The sequence below is a fragment of the Pandoraea sp. CB10b_02 genome, assembly GCF_002216225.1.
GTDB classification, from domain to species: domain Bacteria; phylum Pseudomonadota; class Gammaproteobacteria; order Burkholderiales; family Burkholderiaceae; genus Pandoraea; species Pandoraea nosoerga.
The window spans coordinates 82,489-105,546 of sequence record NZ_NJGW02000017.1 but is presented as its reverse complement, the minus strand read 5'-3'; the positions used below and the strand labels follow the sequence as shown (position 1 = coordinate 105,546).

The following is a 23,058-nucleotide window of genomic DNA, read 5'->3' as shown; positions in this document are numbered from 1 at the left end:
ATGACTAGGCTTACTGATAGGCACAAGACTATCCCTTATTTTAAGAGAGTCCTCGTGTCCTCAGATACGTGGGGCCGCTCCACTCGGGATAATGATCGTACTCGAACCATTGCACCGCGATGCCGGACCGTGAAAAAACGGACTCCTCAATGTAGCCCTTAGCCGATGGCCCGGAAATGTAAATATTCCCACCTGCCTGCGCGCAGAGATTCGCAAGGCGTTCGCTTTTCCCGTCGATCAGTGTGTAGTCCCACGAATTACGGATGCATGTTTTGATGCCCAGCAATTGACATATGACTTCGATAAGCCGGCGATTGAGCTGTGACAGATGGGTATGCACCTCATCCATGTACACTGGTTCCAGCACCGAAGCTATCTGACGGAAATAAGGGGCATTCCGGTAATTCTGTGTCAACGTCTTCCAGTGAAGGCTAGCCCATTGCGTGCCGTCGATTTCCGTTTCGCGAATCGTCTGCTCGTATTTGCCTTTGACTCGCACCGGCACCGTGAGCCACTGAAGTCCCTGCGGGGTCTTGATCACGTTGCGATTGCGCCAGTCTCGACGCGTGTATTGCATGTCGTCGTAAAGAATGAATTCGTCGACGGCCGCAATCATGTCGAAATATCCCTTCCAAGGAATATAGTTTGACTGAACGATGGCTATTTTCCGCATGTCTTGGCTCCCGATGAAACGCTGGCATCACTGGCGAGCCGATAGACGGCATATTGGGACACCGTCGCTCCGCCGTCGTTGAAATCAAAAATCTCAATAGGTGTCAGTTGAGCTCTCACGTCCGGTGAGACTTTTCTCGTCATCTTCGGGTAACTTGATATCACGATGCCATGTGTCTCTTTCAACGTCTGAAGCAATTGTTCCGAATAGGCACGGTAGCTGTCTTCGCGCAGAAAGCGATAGGAATTCAGACGCGTTTTGAACGTGCCGAAAACATTGAATCCGTGTGACCATTCACCGATGGCGTCGCATCCGGCGTAACGTCGGCTGATATCGGACAGCGTGCGATAGTTGGCGTCTCCTGGCAACGCTTTGAAGGAAGCGATGAGCAACGACGCACTCGTATGCGTCGCAAGACCAGCCGTCGTCGCAGCCAGCAGCGCGGCCCATGCTACGCTCGTCCCGCGACGAAACACATTGCGCATCAGTGGTGTCGTGATTTGCAGAAGCACAACCCCGGCTTCAAGCATCAGCAAAAACACGATGAACGAGACATCAACCCCTTTTCGCTGAAAGTAGGACGACTCGAAAAACAACTGCCCCAGACGTGCGAATAACATCAGGACGATGCACGCCAGAAACAAATCGACGCGCCGCTTACGCCACAGCACAAATCCGACGATGGCAATCAGTGCTGCGATACCCCCGGTCAACATGGCGCTGGAGTAAGCGAAGAAGTTGATGCCGACGATAGTTTTCAGAAAATTCTTCGCGAGATACCAGACCGGATAAGGTCGCGGATCAATGACTCTGCCTGCGGTGAAGTACCGCAGATTGTTGGTGAATTCCGTCCAGACATTCGGATACAGCACGAGGACGATGAGTCCGTAGGCGGCACATACGATCAACGCACCAACGAGCGTCTTGCCGATGTTGCGCCAATGGAGCGCCTTGACGTCGGTCAGAACAATGGCTGTCAACGCCCCAAGAACCATATAGAGCGTTTGGGGATACACGAACAGGGGTCCGAACGCGAGTGCAGCACCCCAGAGGCCGTAATGGCGTTCCGTGCAATGAGTAAGCAAATAGACGAGCGCGACGCCATAGAATATGATGGCGATCGTCGGTTCGACAACTACTGTTGCATAGAGGAATGCGTAGTTGAATACGAGAAACGAAGCACAAACGAGATAGACGAGATTTCTCTGAAGTATGGACAGTGTCCCACCGATCTTTACACGGTCGACAAGTACCAGATACGAAATGAGAAAAACGCCCAATCCGAATGCGACGGACGAACTTCTCATCCCGACATAGGACGGGCCTAGAATGGCGAGTAATGGATATAAGACGAAGTTCTGGAACAGATTGATGGGATAGTGCTCCCAGCCAGCACGTAGCGTCAATAGCCATTCGTAAGACGGAAGCGCGTAATACGCCTCATCAATCGGTTGATAAAGCAACACGGAATACGGTGGCAAATCGCTGTTCAGGAGCGGTAGACGGGTTAGAAAATACAGCGTTCCGATAACGTATATCGACCAATGCCTTTTCGCATGCTCGCAAAAGGCTTGCCGCCAGAGCGAGTCTCCAGCGTCGAACTGGAGGTTTAACATATGCATACCTTTTGAAAATTTGGTGCCAATCTACACGCCCCGTTGCGCCACTACCGACGGTTTCAGGCGGTCTCGCGGTTCCTCTAAGCTCAGCGCCGAAGCTCGAGATCTTTGAGAATGTCCTCTAGGCGTTGCATCACCGTGTCGCGCTGGAAGTTGGTCCGATAGTAGGCTCTGCCGCGTTCTCCCATGGCGCGCCGCTCGTCCGTGCTCGTATCTGCCAAACGACTCGCGAGTTCGGCAAGCTCCGCACTTTTGCCAGCACCGCATGCGTAGCCGGCTCGTGCGTCGTCTATGACCCTTTGCCCCTCGCCGTCGAGCATGCCGAGCAGCGGTCTGCCGGCGGCAAGATACGATTGCACCTTTCCCGGAATCGTCATCGCGAAGATTTCATCGGCGCGAAGGCTGACCAGCAACGCATCGGCCCCAGCATAAAACGACGGCATGCGCTCCAACGGAAACCGGCCCAACATGCTGACAGTGCCACCCAGATCCCGGTTTTCGATCTCGCTCGAGACCCATGACGCGTTACGCCCGTCACCCACGATCACCCATTGGATGTCTGTGCGGTCACGTAGCGTCTGAGCGGCGTCCAGGATTGCGGGGAAGTCCTGCGCTTCGCCGATGTTGCCGGCAAAGACGATCTTGAACTTGCCATCGAACTGCGTCAGCTCCTGTGCGCCTTCGACATCGTGCGTACTGTCGAACAGACTCTCCGCCCAGCTTGGAAACAGTTCCACGCGAGCCTGTTCGCCCGCATGTTTGCGGATTGCCGGAATGAACGACCGAGATTGCGCCAGAATGACGTCGCACCGGTCGTAAATGAACGATACCAACTTACCCACCCAGCTCAGCACTCGTTCCGACTTGATGACGCCAACCGCCCGCAACGTTTCTGGCCAGAGATCGAGTACCCAGAACGCGACGGGTGCACGCTTGAGCCAGCGTAGCACCGACGACGGCAGCCCCACCGTAACGGGTGAAGTCTCGTAGACAAAGATGCGATCGAACTTGCGGCCACGCAGTTTGAACGGCGCGACCAATGAACCCGTCACGACGAAAGACGCATAGTTCAGCATCAGACGCAATGCGCCCTTGCCGCGAGGCAGCAGCGGCACTCGAATGACCTCAGCGCCCTCGTAACGCGAGAACTTCTCCGGATCGGCCCGGAACTCGTCGAAGATCTTGCCGTCCGGATAGTTAGGATATCCCGTGAGCACCGTGACCCGATGGCCACGCTCCACGAGCGCAGCGGTCAGATCGTTGATACGAAAGTTCTCGGGCCAGAAGTACTGACTGACGATGAGGATATCCACGTCCCCGGCCTCAGCAGTCTTTACGCCACACGGTACGATTGACGTAGTCGGTATAGCTCAGAATGATACGCACAACCTTGTCCGATACGTTTGGCATTGAATAGTCTGCGACCTGACGCAACAGACGGGTTTCGCCCACAGGTTGATCTCGCAGGATGTCGAGCGCCTGCATGATACGCTCGGGGTTCATTCCCGTCATCATCACCGAAGCCTCTTCCATCGCTTCCGGACGTTCGTGCGCTTCACGAATGTTCACAGCACGGAAGTTGATGATCGACGACTCCTCGCTGATCGTTCCGCTGTCGGACAGCACGGCGTGCGAATACTTCTGGAGCTTGTTGTAGGCGTGAAAGCCCAGCGGCTTGAGCAACCGAACCTTTTCATGAAAGCGAATGCCAAGTGCATCGATGCGCTTTTGCGTTCGTGGGTGAGTTGATACGATCACCGGTTCGTCGAACGTCTGTGCCACCGTATTAAGCGTGAGCGCCAGATTGCTGAGCAAACGGTTGGAGTCGACGTTTTCCTCACGGTGCGCACTCACAACGAAATACTTGCCTTTCTTGAGACCGAGTTCCGTCAATACACCGGATTTCTCGATGTCGTCGCCATAATGCGAGAGCACTTCGAACATCGGGCTACCGGTCTTGATCACCCGATCGGGGGGCAATCCCTCACGCAGCAGGTACTCGCGCGCGATATCGCTATAGGTCAGATTGACATCCGACGTGTGGTCCACGATACGACGGTTGGTCTCCTCGGGCACACGCTGATCGAAGCAGCGATTGCCGGCTTCCATATGGAAGATGGGAATCTTGCGACGTTTGGCGGGAATGGCCGCGAGGCAGCTGTTGGTATCGCCGAGAATCAGGATGGCGTCGGGCTGCGTCTCTGCCAGTACGCGATCCACCGCGATGATGACGTTGCCGATCGTCTCCGCGGCGTTGCTGCCCGCCGCATTGAGAAAGTGATTCGGCTTGCGAACCGAAAGGTCACGGAAAAAGATCTCGTTGAGTTCGAAATCGTAGTTTTGCCCCGTATGGATCAGCACGTGATCACAGTGCTGGTCGAGCTTGGCCATCACGCGCGAAAGGCGGATGATCTCCGGTCGCGTGCCGACGACCGTGGCAACTTTCAACTTCCTCATTCAGACCTCGTGAGCAATGGTGTCCGGCACCGCGCGGTCGAATATCTCGTTCGCCCACAGCATGACGATAAGTTCGTCGGCGCCAATATTGGTGATGTTGTGTGACCAGCCGGGAATGGTCTCGACGATCTGCGGTTTTTCATCGGAGGTGACGAGTTCGGTCGTCTCGCCCGTTACGATGTGCCGGAACCCGAAATGTGCGCGTCCCTTCAGCACAAGGAATTTCTCGTTCTTCGTGTGGTGATAATGACCGCCGCGCGTCACACCCGGATGCGCGGTAAAGAACGAAAACTGTCCCGAGTCGCGGGTGCGAAGCATCTCGACGAAGACGCCGCGTGCGTCGCTGTGCGTCGGAATGTCGTAGCTGAACTGGCCCGGGCGCAGTACGCTTAGATATGTCGCATACAGCGCGCGTACCAGTCCTGTGCCGACTGCGGGCGTCGTGAGCGACGCACGGCTCGCTTCGAATTCGCGAATGTGATTGGCCAGTTCGCCGACGGTGCAGCGGTACGACGGCTCCACGACTGGCCATTGCACGCCAGTCCCGATGATGTCGAGCAGCTTGACGAGCGCCTTGCAGACATCGTCGACATAAACGAGATGCACGACGGCGGCCGGATTGTTGATCGTGATCGGAAGTCCGTTCGCGATGTTGTGGCAGAACGTTGCGATGGCCGAATTGTAGTTTGGCTTCGCCCACTTACCAAAGACGTTCGGCAATCGGAAGATGTAGGCCGGTGCGCCGCTGGCCTGTGCCGCGGCAGCGATAGCGTCTTCGGCCGCGCGCTTGCTTCGGCCGTACGGATTGTCCAGTTCCGCTTGGATCGACGACGTGTAGGCTACCGGAATGGGGCGTCCGCCCGCGCGAATCGCGTCGGCCAACTGCTCGCTCAGCCCTGTGTTGCCCGTGACGAACTCTTGTGGATCCTGCGGACGATTCACCCCCGCCAGATGAAAGACGAAATCGACGTCCTTGAGCAGTTCCGACAACGCTTCCGGTGGGGTCTCGCGCGTGAAAGGCACGACATCGACCTTGCGCTCGCGCAGGTGAACGGCAAGGTTCTTGCCGATGAATCCATTCGCACCAGTGATCAGTACTTGCATGGCATCAGGCCTCCGGCACCGCGTATTCGCCACGTGTCAGCGCCTGGATGAAAGGTAGCTTCAAGAGCAGCGCCTTCATGCCGGCTTCGTCCAGTCGCTCGGTGTTGTGCGAGTTGTAATCAGTGGCTTCCGAGATGCGCGTCTCACCCTGTTCTACAAACTTGCCATAGTTCAGGTCGCGCAGGTCGGGAGGGACGCGGTAGTAGTTGCCCAGGTCCTCGGCGGCTGCCATCTCCTCGCGGCTCAGCAGGGCTTCGTAAAGCTTCTCCCCGTGACGTGTGCCGATAATGCGGATCTCGTGATCGGGCTGCCTCATCAATGAGACGAGCGCGCGCGCGAGGTTCTCAATGGTCGAGGCCGGCGCTTTTTGCACGAAAATATCCCCCGGGCTGCCGTGCTGGAACGCGTACAGCACCAGATCGACGGCGTCGTCGAGCGTCATCATGAAGCGAGTCATCGACGGATCGGTGATCGTGATCGGCTTGCCTTCGCGGATCTGCTCCACGAACAGCGGAATCACGGATCCACGCGACGCCATGACATTGCCGTAGCGCGTGGCGCAAATGACAGTGCTGTCGCTGCCGCGCGACTTGGCCACGATGACCTTCTCCATCATTGCCTTGGAAATGCCCATGGCGTTGATCGGGTAGACCGCTTTGTCCGTGCTCAGGCAAACCACGCGCCTGACGTTGCAATTGATGGCCGCTTCAAGCACATTCTCCGTGCCGATGACGTTGGTCTTGACGGCTTCCATCGGGTGGAATTCGCAAGACGGTACCTGCTTGAGAGCAGCGGCATGATAGATGAAATCGGCACCACGCACCGCGTTGAGCACGGATTGATAATCGCGCACGTCTCCAATAAAAAACTTCAGCTTGGGGTCGTTGTACTTCTTGCGCATGTCGTCTTGCTTCTTCTCGTCTCGACTCAGGATGCGGATCTCTTTGAGATCGGAGTTGAGAAAGCGGCGCAGTATCGCATTGCCGAATGACCCTGTGCCGCCGGTGATCAGGAGAACTTTGCCAGTGAACATAAGAAATCTCGTCAAATAATGATGAGCGTCGTGCGACGGCGCTCACACCCGAGGCAATGCCGCGCGAATCATCTCGTCGCGTTGACTCAGCGTCGGATAATTGATCAATACGGCCTTGTAGGCACCTTTGAAAACGAACAGGCTGCCGGCGGCCGCGCCGATGGTGCCACAGTGTTCAATGAGCTGACCGATATCGTCGAGCGAACCTGCACCGCCGAGGATGGTGATCGGAATGTTAACGGTCTTGCGCAGCTTCTCCGCCAGCGCGAGGTCGTAGCCCTTCATCTGCCCATCGTTGTCGATCGAATTGACGACGATCTCGCCAGCGCCCAACCGTTCGGCTTCGAGTGCCACCTCGAACACGCTGCGCTTGGTGTTCTTCTTGCCGTTGTGCGTGCAGACGTCGTAATCGCGACTGAGCATGCGCTTCTTGACGTCAAGCACGACTACGAGACTTTGACGTCCGATTTCGTCCGAAATACGCGTGATGAGCGAGGGATCTTCGAGCGCAGCGGCGCTGATGGAGACCTTTTCAACTCCCAGACCGATGATGCGCTTCGCTTGCTCGGCCGTGCGCACGCCGCCGCCGTAGCACAGCGGCATGCGGCATTCGGCCGCCATGTCCGCGATCAGCTTGTAGTCGGGCTCGGCGCCATCGACCGTGGCGTCGATGTCCACGACGATCAACTCATCCGTTTCCTTCTCGTTGAAAATCTTGACGGCGTTGATCGGATCGCCGACGTATTTGGGCGTTTTGAAGCCGACGGTCTTGACCAGACCGCTTTCATGAATCAGCAGACAAGGGATGATGCGTGGACGCAGCATGATCAGATCTCCGCAAAGTTCTTGAGGAGCGCTGCGCCCCAATGGTGGCTTTTCTCCGGATGGAATTGCACGCCGTAGACATTCTCATGGCGCACCGCGCAGCCGAATCGAAAACCGTAGTCGGCGGTGGCGGAGACGTCCTCGGCGCGTTCGCATTCGAAGTAAAAACTGTGCAAGAAATAAAACCGTGCGTCGCGCTCCAGCCCCTTGAAGAGCGGCGAGTCGGTGCTCGGCTCGACATCGTTCCAGCCCATGTGCGGCATGGGCAAGGCGGCCGACGCCGGATGACTCGCGAAGCTGCGCACGCGACCGCAGATCCATCCCAGACCGGGCTTAACGCCTTCGTCGCTGCCGTTGGCCAGGATTTGCATACCGACACAAATCCCCATGACGGGGGTCCTGTTCGTAAGCACCTTGCGCTCGAGCGTCTCGCGCATGCCCGAGGCGTTGAGCAAGTCCATCGCATGGTCGAACGCACCGACGCCCGGCAGGATGATGTGCGTCGCATCCTCGAGCTCTCCCGGTCGTGTCGCACGGCGCGACTCGATGCCCATGCGCTTGTACATATTGGAGAAAGCGCCGATGTTGCCCAGGCCGTAGTCGACAATCGTAATCATCGGATGATGGCCCGTTGAACGCCGAGTGCACGAAGCACACGCGTACCCAACTCGATGAGACCCATGTCGTTCTTGTAGTCCTTGTAGGTCTTCTTCGGCCCTTCGAGCAGATTGCGCAGATCCTGGACGGTAATGCCCAGTTTGGTCGCGATATATTCGAAGTCCTGCGCGAGCGTCTGGTCGTCGTAAGCAGGCTTTGCGATCTTCTCCAGCGCTTCGGCGCGTGTGAGCTGGCCGGTGAGAATCAGGCTCGAGAAGTGGGCGCGACGCTTGTCGTAGCCGAACTTAGTCGGCAGCCAGAAGCCTTCGTAGAAGCGAGTGAAGCGGGACTCGTAGTGCTTGTGTGCGTACTTTTGCCAGCCGTACTTGGCGACGAGTTCGTCCATCGCTTCTTCCTTGATGTACGGCACGCAATTCAGCGGTTTGACAACGCGTACACCTTTCACGAAGCGGTAGTACACCTTGAACTTGAAGATGCCGGCCAGCGGGAACGACTTGAGCGGGCGCGTGCCGAAGCGGCGATGGATATCCTTCAACTGGCGGAGATCCGAAGCGTGATAGTGCCACTCAAGTGGCTCGCGCACGCACTCCGTCGAATAATTGGCGCCAGTGAGGATGTACTTCACATCATGCTTGGCCGCGAAGTTATACAGACCGGCGAAGAACGCATGGTCCTGCGGGGTATCGAGATGTGGCACCTGCGCCTTGAAGAACGCCAACTGCAAGTCGCGCATTTCGGGCCAGTCGACGACCTCGGTATACAGATCCAGATTGAGTCCGTCGACGAGCTTCTCGATGTTGTTCACGGCCTGCTGCGAATTCCAGCCTGCATCGACGTGGTACAGCAACGGGCGCAGTCCGAATTTCTCCTTCGCAAGATAGGTGACATACGAGCTGTCGACGCCGCCGCTCAAGCCTATCAGGCAATCGTGATCCTTACCTTTGCCGTCTCGCTTGATCTGTTCGACGGTCGTCATGATTTCGCGTTCGCCGCGCTCGTCAGGGTGCCAGTTCGGCAGGATGTTGCTGTGATAGTTGTTGCAATAGTCACACCAGCCGCGCCCGTCGAACGTGATGTTCGAGTCCGAGGTGTCCATGATGCAGTTGGTGCAGATTTGATAGTCTCTTTTCATATTGCTTAGTGAGTCGCTTTACGTATTTCTGGGCGCATTCTCCGGCAGCCACCTGCGACCATCAAGAAATGCGAAGTTATTGTGGCTGATCCATTCGGCCGAATGAGGGCTCTCAGGTTTTACGTTTTTCCATGACTCGTGCATACACCGCACGAATTTTCTTCGCATTGTTCGCGGGATCGCAGTTGCGCTCCGCCAGCAATTGCGCGTTGGCACCCATTCGCTTGACTTCATCGCGTTGCGTTGCGAAGTGCACGATGGCTTTCGCCAGTCCTTCCGGATCGCATGCGGGGGCCGTCAGGCCGGTCTCGCCGGGAACCAGCGTGTCCGGGGCCGGGTGTCTCACACATACGATGCTGGGAACGCCGAAGAAGCCGGCTTCGAACACCGGACGACCCGGCGCATCGAAATGCGAGGGAAACGCCAGCACATCGAGCCGTGCATACACGCGCTGGATATCCTTGGTGGCACCCATTAGATGTACCGAATCCTGCAAGCCGAGTGCGCCGATGCGTGCGACGAGTTCTTCGTAGACGTTCTGGTTCAAACCGGCCCGTTCGAGCAACCAGCCTTTGAGGCCACGCGCCGGGCTCGCATTACCGCCGACTACGACGAGTTCGACGTCATGCCCCTGCTGTCGGGCCAGATGCATCGCGTCGACGAGATCGAAAATTCCCTTCGAGACGTGCACGTTTCCGACAAAGCCGACTTTGAGCGAGGTGGGGCGCAACTTATCCAGATTCCCCTGCATGACGGGGTCGACCGGCACTTCGACCTTGGCCGTGAACGAGTTCTGGATGACGTCGACATTCAGCGAGGCGGGCATTGTCGCACGCGTTGTTTCGTTGATCGCGATGATGGCGTCTGCCTTGTGCGCGAGTACATTGTAGATCCAGCGGCTGCGGCAGGTGTTTGTATTGCGCGCCTGCGGTGAGCGCACGTGCACGACCATCGGTACGTTGAACAGTCGTTTGGCGAGCAGCCCTGGAATAATCTCGGTCACTTCATTGACGTGAATGACGTCGATGTCGTTCCACTTCCGCCGGGCTTCGTGCATGGCGCGCCACGTGAACGGTGCATGGAACAACTCGCGCAGCAGCACAAGCCAACGAACGCCACGGTAGTGGCTGTACTGGGTGTTATCGAAGCGCGATAGGCCACGTGTGGCGATGACGTCGGTAGCGACCGTGCGATAAACGTCGAGCGCTGTGCCTTCCGCGGCGACGAAGTGCGGCCTGACGTCCGACTGGCTCAGCATGCGAACCGCTTCGAAAAGGCTGCGGGACGCCCCACCAAAGGGGCCGACACCGTCGATATAAAGTACGTTGATGGCCATTGCTTCAAATAGCGTCCTGCTGCGCACGCGGCAAGGACGTCGGTGAGTGAGAGGGCGGTTGGGCCATAGTGGGCTGCCGGCGGCGACGCAAACGGGGCAAGGCCCGCTCGGCGCCGACAAGCATGAGCACCCACAGCACATACACTAGATACAGATAGCGCGGCGCGAAAATCGGCGTCGCACAGAAAATCACGAGGAAGACGACCGACATGTAGAACAGGTCGGAGCGCATCGTGAATTCGCGGCGCAAGGCCAGACAAACGGCGACGAATAGCATGACCAAGCAGTAACCGCCAACAAAAAGGTCATTGTAAACTTCGACCGGCTCGAGAATCGAATTCAGCTTCAGACCCAGACCGAACATCAAGTGCAGCGCCTTGATTGGGAACGCTAGAATATAGAGCCCGCGATCCTGCAGCGAAAGCATGGCTTCGAATAACCCGCTGCCACCGCCGGTATAAGTGTCGATCGAGTAGCGTGCGGCTTCGGTCACCGGTGCCAGGAACGAACTCGCTGCGACATAGGCAATCGAAGCGGCGACGAGCAGGCAAACAATCAATATCCAGCGATGTTGTGCACTGCGTATCTGGAGCGCTACCAGTACGATGAAATAGAACATCACCAACTGCCAGCGAGTAAGAATCGCGAACAGGATAGCGAGGCAGAAGCCGACAAGCGAGCGCCGAGAATACGAATGCAGTGCCGCCGCGAGAAACGGGAACACGAAAATCTCCTTGTTGACCGACAAGAGCGTCGATACGGTGAGCGGACTAATCAACAGTAGCAGGCCTACCAGAAGTGCGTTGACGCGCAACAGTCGGGTGATCCATATAATCGACAACGAGAACACGGCCACATTGAAAATCAGGACCAGGTAATTGTTGCCACCCAGTAATGTGAGAACGGTAATCGGGCCGAGGTAGTTGTTGCTGATGCCTATCAAGTTTCCGTCGAAGCGAAGATCTCGGCCTTCGTATGTGGCGATGTAGGTGTTTGAATCGGCAAAGAACTGGAACGGGTTGTTTCCGTATAGTGCATCGATCCCGATATCGGCAAGAAACCAGCTGCCAAGCATGGAGAACAGAACCATGACAATGAGGAAATAGAACGTTTTACGTTTCATGGCATGCCCTCCTCACGCGTTGCCGCTGTTGCTGTCGCACGCCAACGTGATGAACTGTGCGTACCGCGCCTCCCACCCATCCTGCCAAATTTCCCCCGACGGCACATCCGGCTGTAAGCGATCGACCGCGCCGCTATCGAGTAGCGCTGTGAGGTCATCCGGCGATGCAAACGTGCTGAACGGATGTTCCGGATAGGCAAAGCGTGCCTTCGGTGTATCCCATATCAATATGGCATCCGCGATGCCAATGGCCTCAAAAAGCACCGTCGAGACCTCGCTCACGACAACGCGCGAGCGCGCGAGCGAGCCGTAGATGTTGGGCCTCACGTCGATCTCGATGCGATCGCGCGGAATGTTTGTCAGTTGCCCGACCTTGGTCCGCTCGAGCGGGTGTGGGCGCAATGCGACCTTCAAGCCTGCACGGCTCGCGGCAGGGAGAACGCGCGTCGCCAAATCAAGGTAAAGATCGAAATCGACGCCATCGCTGAGAATGAGCAGCGTATCGCGTTGAGCCGGAGTTGCCGGTGCCGCGGCGTGTTCCAACTGACGAGCCCTGTGCGGACTACCGATGGAAATCTTGCGCACCGGCGCGTTGAACTGCTGACCCCACCAGTTTCCGAAGCTCAGGAAGTAATCGGGCAGGGTGCGCCGGTAAGCTTCGCTGTTGAGAAGGGCCGGGGCAAAGTTGTAGGCATCGTGACCACTCGAGACCGCGCCATGCTGATACTCGGCCGTGACGATGCCGAGCGACCGGGCCGCTGCAATGAGTGACGCTGCTGGGCCATAGCACCCCGCACCGACCAGGAGCAAGCGAGGCTCGATACGGCAAAGCAGCTTTCTATAGGCTTGATACTGTGTGGGCATTGACGCCATCTTGGCCGCCAGCATGTCGACAAGCCGTGCACGTCGCACATCGTCCAGTTTCCAGTCGAGGAACCGCGTGCCCCGCTCAGCGGCAAGATCGACGATGCGCACAGCGTCCTTGCGGTGATGTTCACGGACGTCAAGCTTCCCTCGAAGGACGTTCATTGCCTGGAAGGGCGCATGAAATAGTACGTTGGGATGCTTGCGAGGGAACGGCCAACGCCACTCGAAGTGGTCCTCGACAACGACGGTTCTCTCGGGCAGCACGTCGACGAAGGGATCCGTCAGACGGTTGGTCCAGCGGCCGTCGACCCATTGATTGGCGACGCCATCGCCCATGACGCACACCGTCGCCTTGTTGGTACGGAGGTGCCCATGAATGGCGTTGTGCACCAGTGAGCGTACCATCGTGCTCGCGGCCTTTGCTCGCGAGACCCGGCCGGTTGACTGACTCGTAAGCGTGGTGCCATACAACAAGTCAGACATGATCATGCGGAGCAGCACCACCCGAATTTGCGACCAGACTGGAATCCTGGCCGGCGTTACGCACAACGCGAGCAATGCGTCGTCGTCCTCGATCGTCAGGACGTCGCGCAGCGATAGTTCCCCATGGGTTGCGGGAAACGTCGACGCGGCATTGAAGAGCGTAGCGTTCTGTGCGTGCATGTGGCTCAGGTGTTCTCGTGCAAAAAGACTTCAAGCATGCGCAACCCCTCTTCACCACTCTTTTCCGGGTGAAACTGAAAGCCGTGCACCGCGCCGGAACGAATCGCGGTCGTGATGGCGTGACCACCATATTCACAGGTGGCAATCTTGGCTTTCGGGTCATCGGGAACCACGTGATACGAATGCACCAGATAGACGAATGTGCCCGGCTCGGTGCGCGCAAGCAACGTGCCCGACCAATCGGCGTCGGCGGCCGGTGTCAGCGCGCTCCAGCCGATGTTCGGCGTTTTGTGCGGTTGACCCTGCGTGGTGACGGTCGGAATCGGCACTACGTTTCCCGGAATCAGGCCAAGGCCTTCGTGACGCCCGAACTCTTCGCTGGCGCTGGTCAGCATCTGCATGCCCAGACAGATGCCCAGCAGTGGGCGCCCCGTGGCGGCGTAGCGGCGGATCGGTTCGATAAGCCCGCGTTCGCGTAGACCGCTCATGCCATCCGCGAAAGCGCCGACGCCAGGCAGGACGAGACGAGGGGAGGCCTCGATGGTGCTTGGGTCGCTGGAGAGCGTCACCTCGGCGCCGCAATACTCGAGCGCCCGGCTCACGCTGTACAAATTTCCGATGCCGTAATCGATAAGGGTAACTTTCATTTCACTTGCAGCAATCTCATTGGGATGCCCGCTTCCTCGGCGCTTTGTCTGATGGACGCTAAGGTCGTCCGGTTGTAGTGCAGTGCGTCTGCGACGGCGACGGCGTCGGCACGACCGCTGTTGACGACGTCGCTCAGGTGCTCGGGTGCGCCGTACCCGCCACTCGCGATAACAGGCACGCTGACGGCCGAACTGATCGCGTTGGTCAGTGCGACATCGAATCCCTTGCGAGTGCCCTCCCGGTCGATGGAAGTCACGAGAATTTCGCCGGCACCGAGTTCGACGCCGCGGCGCGCCCATTCGACGGCATCGAGTCCGCTGCGCTCGCGGCCGCAGTCTGTGTACACCTCCCACTGACCGTTGACTTGCTGCTTGGCTTCGATGGACAGCACCATGCACTGCGAGCCGAACCGTCGCGACACCTCGCTGATGAGTTCCGGACGCCGCACAGCCGCTGTATTGATGGCGACCTTGTCGGCGCCGGCACGGAGTAGATCGCTGACGTCCTCGATCGTGCGAATGCCACCACCGACAGTCATCGGCACAAATACATCGTGTGCCGCATGGCGAACGATCTCGGTGAGTTTGCTTCGTCCGTACAAACTAGCCACGATGTCGATGTACAGCAGTTCGTCGGCGCCTTGCTCGTAGTACTTGCGAGCGTATTCCTGCGGGTCGCCGATAACGCGCAGCCCTTCGAGGTGCACGCCCTTGATGAGGTTCGATCCCTTGATGTCCAGGCGCGCGATCAGGCGTACGTTGGCCACAATTATTCCCCGTCCCAAACAGTGTGACGCAGCTTCCAGACGCCGTTATCGAATTTCCACAGGTGCGGCGAGCGGAACGAGTCGGCGAGATTATCGAAATACTCGCGATCCATAATCGGCTGCTCGAACATTTGCGATGCTTGCGGGAACTCTTCCTTGGGAATGCTGAGGTAGCGGAAGATCTCTTCGGCAAAACGCTCCGGGAATTCGCCGTCGAAACGCTTGGCCAGCGCCACACCCTCTTCACGGGTGATGTCACCGGAACGAATTTCCTGTGCGGCATCGTATGTGGCGCGACCGATACCGAACTTCACGAAGGTCGTATAGTAATGGAAGTCGTCAATGCGATCGTCAATGCTGTTGTACTTGCTGTACGTGCCGGGAGTGCGCTCAGGCGATGCCTGAAAGCCGCCGTGCTCGACGGAGTAGTAGTAGCAGCTTTGCGGATGCCACTTGAGGTAGTAGCCGAGATAGTGCACTTCGACCTTCTGCTTTTCGATCTGTTCGGGATCTGCCGGCAGGTACGGGTGCAGCTCACTGCGATCCACACCGAAGTGCCTGTCCAGGTCTTCGATGGATGTGCCGCCCAGGTAGATCTTCGATTTGTCTTCCGCCGTGAAGTACGACCAGTCGCGTTTGGCCGATTGCGTATCTTCGATCGGATTGCCGTACTCTGCTTCGTTCTCGCCGTAGAACACCAGAGGGATCTTGTGCAGCAGAGCCATTTTCGGCGCGAGCGACTTCTGACCGAACATGAACGGCTGGAAGGGATGGAACAGATTTTCCACCGCCAGTCGCGTCACGAGACGGTGCACGCGGCCATTCGGTGTGCACAGGAAGTTATCGAAGCCAGCGTGGATCCACGATTGGAAATTGCGCCAGCCCCACTCGGTGTAGACGTGAGGCGCCCAGGTTACAGTGAGCGGGTGCATGCCGTACTTGTACTTGAGCATGTGGGCCGCGTAGAAGCTGTCCTTGCCGCCCGAACCCGGAACGATACAGTCGTAGGAGCCGTCCGTGCTGCGGTGACGGTCACACAGTTCGCGCAACTCGCGTTCGCGCTCATCCCAGTCGATGGTGCCGTGCTTTTGTTCCGCCACCTTGCAAGCGTCGCACACACCTTCAGCGTTGAAGTTGATGGTCTTCTTCGTGCTGTCCTTGGTGTGGGCGTACTCGACGGCCGAATTCGGTCGCTGATTCGAGATTACGCACTTCGCACAGAAGCCGACATGCATCGGTAGGCCGTAACGGCTGGTTTCCGGCGTGTCGGTCGTGAACTGGGAAAGATCGATTTCCCGGCGGCTCGGATACTTATTCATGCTCACCTCTGGTAACTAAATCCTGAAATTCGAAAAAATCGTCGGGCGTATCGATGTCAAGAGAACGCTTCCTTGGCATGCGATACCCTACGGTTTCGGCGGAGATGAACCCGCCGTTGGCCAGCAACCATGGGACTTTCGCGATGTATACCGCTCCATTGAGCGTGTAAACCTCGGGAAGATCCTGGCGACGCATCGCAAGCTCGTCTGCCGGCATCAAATTTTCGATCCGGCCAGTCTGGCCGAAACGATACATCCAATAGGGCGACTCCTCGACCGGGCATAGCGACACGCATGCCGGTGCACCGAGCGTTTGCAGGGTCGCGAACGCTCCGTCGATGTCTGCGGACGTGCGTAGCGGGGATGTGGGTTGCAGCAAGATCACGATATCGTAACCTGGCAACTGTTCCAGCGCGTGACGAACAACGTCCATGGACGTCGCCTCGTCGGTGGCAAGTGCCGCTGGGCGACGAAACGGCACGTCGCATCCATGCGCACGTGCTATCGCCATGATTTCGTCGTCATCGGACGACAGTACGACCCGATCGACGCACGAGGCGCCTTTGGCAGCGTCGATTGTCCAGGTTATCAATGGTTTTCCCCCAGCTTCCAGCACGTTCTTGCGGGGCAGGCCTTTCGAGCCGCCTCGTGCGGGAATGAGTGCGAGGACTTTGGGCGCCGTGTTCACGCACCGCCCCACGATTTTTGTTCGTTGGCCCGCTTGAGGTCTTCGGGACGCCCGACGTCCAGCCAGGGTTCGTGCATCGGATATGCAATGGTTTGCCCGCCTTCTTCCTTCAGTCGCTCGAACAGGGTCGGCATGTCACATACCGCCCCGGATTCGAGCGATTCGAGAACGGCAGGATTCAATACGTAAATGCCTGCATTGACGTGCGAGCGATGGATCGGCTTTTCTTCGAATCCAACGATGTCGATGCCTTCCGTTTTGACCACGCCGAACGGATGCTGCCATTCGTGTTGGCGTACTGCCATGGTAGCGATGGCTGCGTGATGCAGATGGAAGTCGAGCATTTCGCCGTAATTGATGTCCGTCAGCACGTCGCCGTTCGTCACGATGAATGGCTGCTCGGGAGCGGGCGAAAGCAACGACAGTGCGCCCGCTGTGCCGAGTGGCGTTTCCTCATGCACATAACGAATATTGATATCCCATTTCGAACCGTCGCCGAAATGCGACTCGATCACGTGCCCGAGGTAGAACAACGTGAGTACGAAATTGCGAAACCCCTCTTGCTTGGCGCGCTCGATGATGTGTTCGAGCATCGGCTTGCCGGCCACGGGAAGCATCGGCTTCGGGCAGTCTTCGGTGTACGGGCGCAGTCGTTTACCGAACCCGCCGGCCATGATCACCATGACGTTGTCGCGCCGCATTGGCGCGGCGATTTCGTCCCAGATATGCAGTCCTACGACAGTTCGCCCGTCGTCGATCACCGGTAACTGGTGGACCTTGTTGGCGCGCATCAAATGCAGGACGGTATCGCGGCCCATTTCCGGCGTCACGACCAGCGGCGACGCGAACATGATGGCGTCCACGCGCGCGTTCAGATCGAGCCCTCGCAGCAATGCCCGGCGGACGTCGCCGTCGGTGACGGTGCCGAGCAACACGCCGTTATCGTCGACGATGAGTGCAATTTGCAGCCCGGTCACGTCCAGATTACGAATGGCATCCTGGATGGTCGACTCCGGCTTGAGCAGCGCTTGTCTCCAGACGATGCTCTCCAATTGCGGGCCGTTACCTCGAATGGTCATGATTGCCTCAACCTGTAATGCGTGCAGGGACGCTACGCGTCCTGGCGTTGTCGGGAACGTCGCACGTGAGCAGCGATCCGGCGGCGATCATCGCGTTCGCGCCGACTGAAACACCTTGAATGATGGTGCTGCCGGTGCCGACGAACGTGTGGTCGCCGACGCGAACGCCGCCGCACAACGTGGTGCCGGGCGCGATATGCACGTGTGCACCCACATGGCAATCGTGATCGATGCCGGCGCGCGTATTGATGACGCTGTTTACGCCGATCGAACAGTCGGGCTGCACCATGCAGCCTGCCATGATTTGCACGCCGTCGGCGAGTTTGACGGATTCGTCCACCCAGGCCTGCGGGTGAACGAGCGCCGGAAAGTGAAACCCCATCTCCTGTACACGCTCGAAGACGATACGGCGTAAATCCTTGCCCGGCATCCTGCCGATGCCATTGACGATGCCCACGGCGTGGCGATCGAGCGATGCCAGCGCGTCGTCGTCGCCGAGCACGGGGACGCCCTGCCATTGCGTGGTGCCGGCCGCCACCAGCGCTGGATCGCAAACGCCTGTCAGCCTGAAGCCCGCCAGCCTTACGAGCGACGCGAGAACCTTGGCGTGGCCGCCGGCGCCAATCATGACCAGCGCCTTATCGGAGGTGAAGTGCGCTGTCATGTCTCGATCACGTCTCCAGCCCGGAATGCCTTGCCGGCGACTTGTCCAACCAGACCCCAAAGCATCGTGGGGGCCAGGCCGTGCCCGCTGCGCGCCGTCGTCAAATCGTCGCGCGAGAGCACTGAGCCGGCGGCGACATCGCGTGCGGCCACCACTTGTTGGCGTGCCGCTTTGCGCGTATCCCATTCGCTGGGCTGTGGTGCCTTGGCGCCGTCGCCGAAAGCTGTCGTCAGCGCGCGGATCTGATCGACCATGTGCTTTAGCTCCTGCGGCGTGAGCGATGCCCGATGGTCGGGGCCCGGCAGGGATTTATCCATCGTGAAGTGCTTTTCGATGAGCGTTGCGCCGCGCGCGACCGCTGCCACCGGAATCAGCGTGCCTTCAGTGTGATCCGAATAGCCGACCGGTAGCCCAAAGGCCCGCGAGAGCGTGTCCATCGCACGCAGGTTCACCTCATGGAATGGCGTGGGATATTGGGACGTGCAATGGAGCAACGTGACGACGTCGCGCAGTGAAGCCTGTGCGCCGGGCGTGCTCCAGTGACGCCACACTTCGTCCATGCTCGCCGGCTCGCGGTCGTTGTGGCGGGCGTGCGCGATGACGGCCAGCGCCTGTTCGACCTCGGAGAGGATCGCCATGCCCGTCGACACGATCATCGGCAGGCCGGCACGCGCGTATTGCCACAGCAGCGGGCCATTGGTCAGCTCACCCGAGGGGACCTTGATGGCGGACATGCCGAGCTCGACGAGGAACGCGAGGCTATCGGTGTCGAACGCCGTCGACATGAAATCGATACCGCGCTTCTCGGCATGCACCTTGAGCGGCGCGTGCCAGTCGAGCGGCAGTTCGAGCTTCTTCAGCATGGCGAGCTGGCTTTCTGCAGCGTCGGTGCTGGCCTTCTGATAGGCGGCCTTCGGTGCCGACGCAGCGGCCAGCTTGGCGGCGCTAAACGTCTGGAACTTGACCGCGTCGGCACCCGCATCGGCGGCGGCGTCGACGAGCGCGAATGCGAGATCGCGCTGGCCGTTGTGGTTGACCCCGGCCTCGGCGATGACATACACATGTTGTCCGGCGTTCGTCGTCATTGAGCGGCCCCGATATCGTAAAAGTGCTTGGTGCCCGAGAGCGTTGCGTTCGTCAGGACATTCACGATCTGCCGGGCTGCATCGCCCTGGCCGTACGGATTGTCTGCGGGGTCGATGGCGCGTACGAAGGCCGGATCGATGACGGTTCGGATGGCATCGGCGATGGCGTCGGATTCTGGCGCTGCGTGAACGATCGACGGTGCACGAAGGCGCCCCGTTTGCCGGGCACCGATGTCCACCGTGGGCACACCGAAGGCCGGTGCTTCGATGATGCCGCTCGACGAGTTGCCGATGACGGCTGCCGCACCGCTCATCGCGCTCAGATAGCGGGCAAAACCGAGCGACGGCACCGCTAGTACGCGCGTAGGGTTGGCGGCTGCGTAGGCTTGCAAGCGACGAATGAGTTCCAGACCGCCGTGATCGGCGTTCGGATACGTTACGATGACCTGGTGCTGTGGGAATTGGTCGAGCGCCACGGCGAGCGCGTGGAAGGCGGCGTCGCCGGGTTCTTCCGCCAGCGTGACCGGATGGTAGGTTACGAGGAAGTAGGGTGCCTTGAGCGCGAAGCCCAGCGATTCGGCCAGCGCGGCGTGCGACATCCGGGGACTGCGCAGCAAATGATCCAGGCCCAGCGCGCCGGTGTCGAAGACGCGTTCCGGTGCTTCGCCCATCTGAATGACGCGCTGACGATAAGCGCCAGATGCGGTGAAGTGCAGATACGACATCTTCGTGATCGAGTGGCGGATCGCGTCGTCGTATGCGCCTTCGGTGATTTCGCCACCGTGCAGGTGCGCCACGGGAATGCCCATCACCATGGCCGTCTGCACGAATGCCAGTGCTTCGAAACGGTCGCCCAGCACGACGGCGACATCGGGCTGCAAGCGATCGAGCGCGTCGGCGAATCCGATCGTGCCAAGCCCCATGGACTTGGCGGTGCCGACCGGCGAATCGGACGACAGCAGCATTTCCACTTTCGCCGACATGACGAAACCGTCTGCTTCGATCTGCTTCCACGTGTCGCCGAACGTCGGCGAGAGATGCATTGCGCCGACGATGAGCTGCAACTCGAGCGCCTCACTCGCCTGAATGTCTTTCAGCAGCCAGTAGAGAATGCCGTATTCCGCGCGCGTGCCCGTGAAGACGGCGACCTTTCGTTTCATGCCACGGTCTCCGGGAGAATGCTGCTCGGCAGATTGACGACGCGGGCTTCGAGCCACTCTGCATTGGCAAGCTCGTCGCGCAGGCAGTGCTCGTACATGGGCATGCGCGTCATGAGCGTCCAAATGGGGCGGGTCATCACGCCAGACTCGTTCGTGGCCTTGAGCAGCGCATTGCGATGATCGGTATCGCTGCACAGGACCGCGTTGAGCCAGTAGTTCGAACGGCAGCCTTCGGGTTCGCGAACGAACCGAAGATCAGACCCTTCGAAGAGCGCGGCGTAGCGCTGCGCGAGTTCGCGTTTCGACGCGAGGAAGGCATCGAGTCGTTCGAGTTGCGCACAACCGAGCGCCGCGTTGATGTTCGGCAGGCGATAGTTGTACCCGACTTCGTCGTGCACGAACTCGAAGGCGTGCGGCTTCTTGGCCGTCGTCGTCAGATGTTTGGCGCGCTGGCCGATTTTCTCGTCGGCGAGAATCATGCCGCCGCCGCCGGTCGTCATGATCTTGTTGCCGTTGAAACTCAGCGTGCCGATCAGACCGAACGTACCCGTGTGCTTGCCTTTGTACAGGCTGCCGAGCGATTCGGCGGCGTCTTCGATGAGCGCGAGGTGCCACCGGGCGCACACTTCGATGAGCGCTTCGAGATCGACTGGGTGTCCGAACGTGTGCATTGGTAGACAGGCCCGCACGGTGCGGTCGTCCTTGCGCAGACGGCACTCGGCTTCGTCGCTGATATAGGCATGCTCGCACAGCCAGTTATCCAGCGCGACGGGCGACAGGCCGAGCGTGTGACGGTCGACGTCGATGAACACCGGTTGTGCGCCGCAGAAGCTGATGGCGTTGCAGGTTGCGATGAACGTCAGGGACTGCGTGATCACCAGATCGCCGGGCTTGACTCCTGCAAGTTGCAGCCCGACGTGTAGGGCGGCTGTGCCGTTGACGACTGCCACGGCGCGCGGACTGCCGGTGTATGCAGCCATGTCGCGCTCGAATTTATCCACGAACGCGCCGACGCTGGAGACGAACGTCGAATCGATCGTCTCCATGACGTATTCGCGCTCGCGTCCCGCGAACACTGGTGCGTGCAGCGGAATGAACTCGTCGGTGCGATATTGCTCGCGGATAAAGCGGATCAATGCGTCGAACATAGCGAACTCACACGTTGTAGATGTCTGCCTTGTACTTGGCCAGGTTGGCCGGCTGGGTGAACCAGTCGATGGTCTTGGACAGCCCCGCACGAATGTGGACCTCGGGCTTGAAGCCCGTGAGCGAGTGAATCAGCGTGTTGTCGCACCACAGACGGAAGACTTCCGATTTCTCAGGGCGAATGCGCTGCTCGTCGGTCAGGAATTGGACGTCGCTGGCCATCAATTCACGAATGAGATTGAGAGTGTCGCCCACCGAGATTTCGTAGTTCGAGCCGATGTTGACGGTCTTGCCTGCAGCGGCGTCGCACTCTGCGAGGGCGATGAAGCCGCGACACGTGTCGCTGACGTAGTTGAAGTCGCGCGTCGGTGTCACGTCGCCCAGTTTGATCTGCTTCTTGCCCGCCGCAATCTGCGTGATGATGGTCGGGATCACCGCACGGGCCGATTGACGCGGACCGTACGTATTGAACGGACGCACGATCGTGACCGGCAGGTCGAACGCGTTGAAAAAGCTCATCGCCATCGCGTCGGCGCCGATCTTCGAGGCGCTGTAGGGCGACTGCGGTTGCAGCGGGTGCTTTTCATCGATCGGCACGTATTGCGCCGTGCCGTAGACTTCGCTGGTCGACGTGTGCAGCACGCGCTTCACGCCGTTTTCGAGCGAGGCCTGACAGATGTTGAGCGTGCCCTTGACGTTGGTATCGACATAGCTGTCGGGCGCAACGTAGGAGTAGGGGATCGCGATCAATGCCGCCAGGTGATAGACGATGTCCACGCCTTTGGTAATGTGCTTGCAGTAGTGCGGGTCGCGAACGTCGCCGTTGAGCACTTCGATGCGGTCGCGGCAGTCGACATCCTCGAGCCAACCCCAATAATTGAACGAGTTGTACTGGGAGAGTGCCTTGACCTCATGGCCCTGACGCACAAGCATCTCGGTGAGATGCGAGCCAATGAAACCGTCTGCCCCGGTTACTAAAATCTTCATGTGTAACTTTTCCTTCGTTCTGTCACCCTGCTGTACGACGTTGTCGTCGCCATCGGCCGGCGGCTC

The 23,058-nt window shown here is 58.9% G+C and carries 22 protein-coding genes; all 22 read right to left on the bottom strand.

All coding sequences use genetic code 11. The annotated features are described in order from the left end of the window. Nucleotides 1–40: 40 nt before the first annotated feature. The 22 genes from CDN36_RS17240 to CDN36_RS17135 all read right to left on the bottom strand — a co-directional run bounded on the left by CDN36_RS17240 (nt 41) and on the right by CDN36_RS17135 (nt 22,992). Nucleotides 41–673 carry a WbqC family protein gene (locus tag CDN36_RS17240; RefSeq protein ID WP_287497396.1) on the bottom strand — a complete coding sequence of 211 codons (633 nt, stop codon included), beginning with the start codon at nt 671–673 and terminating at the stop codon, nt 41–43. Continuing rightward, on the bottom strand, nt 661–2,289 hold the full coding sequence (locus tag CDN36_RS17235; RefSeq protein ID WP_287497395.1) for a hypothetical protein: 1,629 nt from the start codon (nt 2,287–2,289) through the stop codon (nt 661–663). Before CDN36_RS17235 ends, CDN36_RS17240 begins: the two co-directional genes overlap by 13 nt. A gap of 89 nt (nt 2,290–2,378) precedes the next feature. Then, complete coding sequence (locus CDN36_RS17230; protein WP_287497394.1) at nt 2,379–3,605, bottom strand: glycosyltransferase family 4 protein; 1,227 nt, start codon at nt 3,603–3,605, stop codon at nt 2,379–2,381. Between the two features lie 10 nt (nt 3,606–3,615). Further along, nucleotides 3,616–4,749 (bottom strand): non-hydrolyzing UDP-N-acetylglucosamine 2-epimerase, encoded by a 1,134-nt coding sequence (wecB, locus tag CDN36_RS17225; RefSeq protein ID WP_287497393.1) that lies wholly within the window; start codon nt 4,747–4,749, stop codon nt 3,616–3,618. Further along, a complete protein-coding gene (wbjC, locus tag CDN36_RS17220; protein ID WP_287497392.1) occupies nt 4,750–5,853 on the bottom strand; it encodes a UDP-2-acetamido-2,6-beta-L-arabino-hexul-4-ose reductase in 1,104 nt (367 codons plus the stop codon). A gap of 4 nt (nt 5,854–5,857) precedes the next feature. Next, complete coding sequence (locus tag CDN36_RS17215) at nt 5,858–6,886, bottom strand: polysaccharide biosynthesis protein (RefSeq protein ID WP_287497391.1); 1,029 nt, start codon at nt 6,884–6,886, stop codon at nt 5,858–5,860. 42 nt (nt 6,887–6,928) lie between these two features. Further along, nucleotides 6,929–7,753, bottom strand: a complete 825-nt coding sequence (locus CDN36_RS17210) for an AglZ/HisF2 family acetamidino modification protein (protein WP_287497390.1) — start codon at nt 7,751–7,753, stop codon at nt 6,929–6,931. Further along, nucleotides 7,714–8,328: an imidazole glycerol phosphate synthase subunit HisH gene (hisH, locus tag CDN36_RS17205; protein ID WP_287497389.1), complete on the bottom strand. Its 615-nt coding sequence runs from the start codon at nt 8,326–8,328 to the stop codon at nt 7,714–7,716. The genes CDN36_RS17210 and hisH (CDN36_RS17205) overlap by 40 nt, the downstream gene beginning before the upstream one ends. Continuing rightward, nucleotides 8,325–9,461, bottom strand: a complete 1,137-nt coding sequence (locus tag CDN36_RS17200; RefSeq protein ID WP_287497388.1) for an N-acetyl sugar amidotransferase — start codon at nt 9,459–9,461, stop codon at nt 8,325–8,327. The genes hisH (CDN36_RS17205) and CDN36_RS17200 overlap by 4 nt, the downstream gene beginning before the upstream one ends. A 112-nt stretch (nt 9,462–9,573) precedes the next feature. Next, nucleotides 9,574–10,797, bottom strand: a complete 1,224-nt coding sequence (locus CDN36_RS17195) for a glycosyltransferase family 4 protein (protein ID WP_287497387.1) — start codon at nt 10,795–10,797, stop codon at nt 9,574–9,576. Between the two features lie 4 nt (nt 10,798–10,801). After that, a complete protein-coding gene (locus CDN36_RS17190; RefSeq protein WP_287497386.1) occupies nt 10,802–11,920 on the bottom strand; it encodes a hypothetical protein in 1,119 nt (372 codons plus the stop codon). Nucleotides 11,921–11,932: 12 nt separating this feature from the next. After that, nucleotides 11,933–13,450: a hypothetical protein gene (locus tag CDN36_RS17185; RefSeq protein WP_287497385.1), complete on the bottom strand. Its 1,518-nt coding sequence runs from the start codon at nt 13,448–13,450 to the stop codon at nt 11,933–11,935. Nucleotides 13,451–13,455: 5 nt separating this feature from the next. After that, nucleotides 13,456–14,097 carry an imidazole glycerol phosphate synthase subunit HisH gene (gene hisH / locus CDN36_RS17180; protein WP_287497384.1) on the bottom strand — a complete coding sequence of 214 codons (642 nt, stop codon included), beginning with the start codon at nt 14,095–14,097 and terminating at the stop codon, nt 13,456–13,458. Further along, nucleotides 14,094–14,864 (bottom strand): imidazole glycerol phosphate synthase subunit HisF, encoded by a 771-nt coding sequence (hisF, locus tag CDN36_RS17175; RefSeq protein ID WP_287497383.1) that lies wholly within the window; start codon nt 14,862–14,864, stop codon nt 14,094–14,096. The genes hisH (CDN36_RS17180) and hisF overlap by 4 nt, the downstream gene beginning before the upstream one ends. A 2-nt stretch (nt 14,865–14,866) precedes the next feature. Beyond that, on the bottom strand, nt 14,867–16,183 hold the full coding sequence (locus tag CDN36_RS17170) for an N-acetyl sugar amidotransferase (protein WP_287497382.1): 1,317 nt from the start codon (nt 16,181–16,183) through the stop codon (nt 14,867–14,869). Beyond that, nucleotides 16,176–16,871 carry an acylneuraminate cytidylyltransferase family protein gene (locus CDN36_RS17165; RefSeq protein WP_287497381.1) on the bottom strand — a complete coding sequence of 232 codons (696 nt, stop codon included), beginning with the start codon at nt 16,869–16,871 and terminating at the stop codon, nt 16,176–16,178. Before CDN36_RS17165 ends, CDN36_RS17170 begins: the two co-directional genes overlap by 8 nt. After that, nucleotides 16,868–17,923 carry a nucleotidyltransferase family protein gene (locus CDN36_RS17160; protein WP_287497380.1) on the bottom strand — a complete coding sequence of 352 codons (1,056 nt, stop codon included), beginning with the start codon at nt 17,921–17,923 and terminating at the stop codon, nt 16,868–16,870. Before CDN36_RS17160 ends, CDN36_RS17165 begins: the two co-directional genes overlap by 4 nt. Before the next feature lie 34 nt (nt 17,924–17,957). Beyond that, the gene (locus CDN36_RS17155) at nt 17,958–18,578 is read right to left on the bottom strand and encodes an acetyltransferase (RefSeq protein WP_287497402.1); all 621 of its coding nucleotides are present in this window, start codon (nt 18,576–18,578) and stop codon (nt 17,958–17,960) included. Nucleotides 18,579–18,610: 32 nt separating this feature from the next. Continuing rightward, complete coding sequence (gene neuB, locus CDN36_RS17150; protein WP_287497379.1) at nt 18,611–19,699, bottom strand: N-acetylneuraminate synthase; 1,089 nt, start codon at nt 19,697–19,699, stop codon at nt 18,611–18,613. Continuing rightward, entirely contained in the window at nt 19,696–20,859 is a 1,164-nt protein-coding gene (gene neuC, locus CDN36_RS17145) for a UDP-N-acetylglucosamine 2-epimerase (RefSeq protein ID WP_287497378.1), read from the bottom strand. The genes neuB and neuC overlap by 4 nt, the downstream gene beginning before the upstream one ends. Next, the gene (locus CDN36_RS17140; RefSeq protein WP_287497377.1) at nt 20,856–22,007 is read right to left on the bottom strand and encodes a LegC family aminotransferase; all 1,152 of its coding nucleotides are present in this window, start codon (nt 22,005–22,007) and stop codon (nt 20,856–20,858) included. The genes neuC and CDN36_RS17140 overlap by 4 nt, the downstream gene beginning before the upstream one ends. A 7-nt stretch (nt 22,008–22,014) precedes the next feature. After that, on the bottom strand, nt 22,015–22,992 hold the full coding sequence (locus CDN36_RS17135) for an NAD-dependent 4,6-dehydratase LegB (protein WP_287497376.1): 978 nt from the start codon (nt 22,990–22,992) through the stop codon (nt 22,015–22,017). Nucleotides 22,993–23,058: the final 66 nt, after the last annotated feature.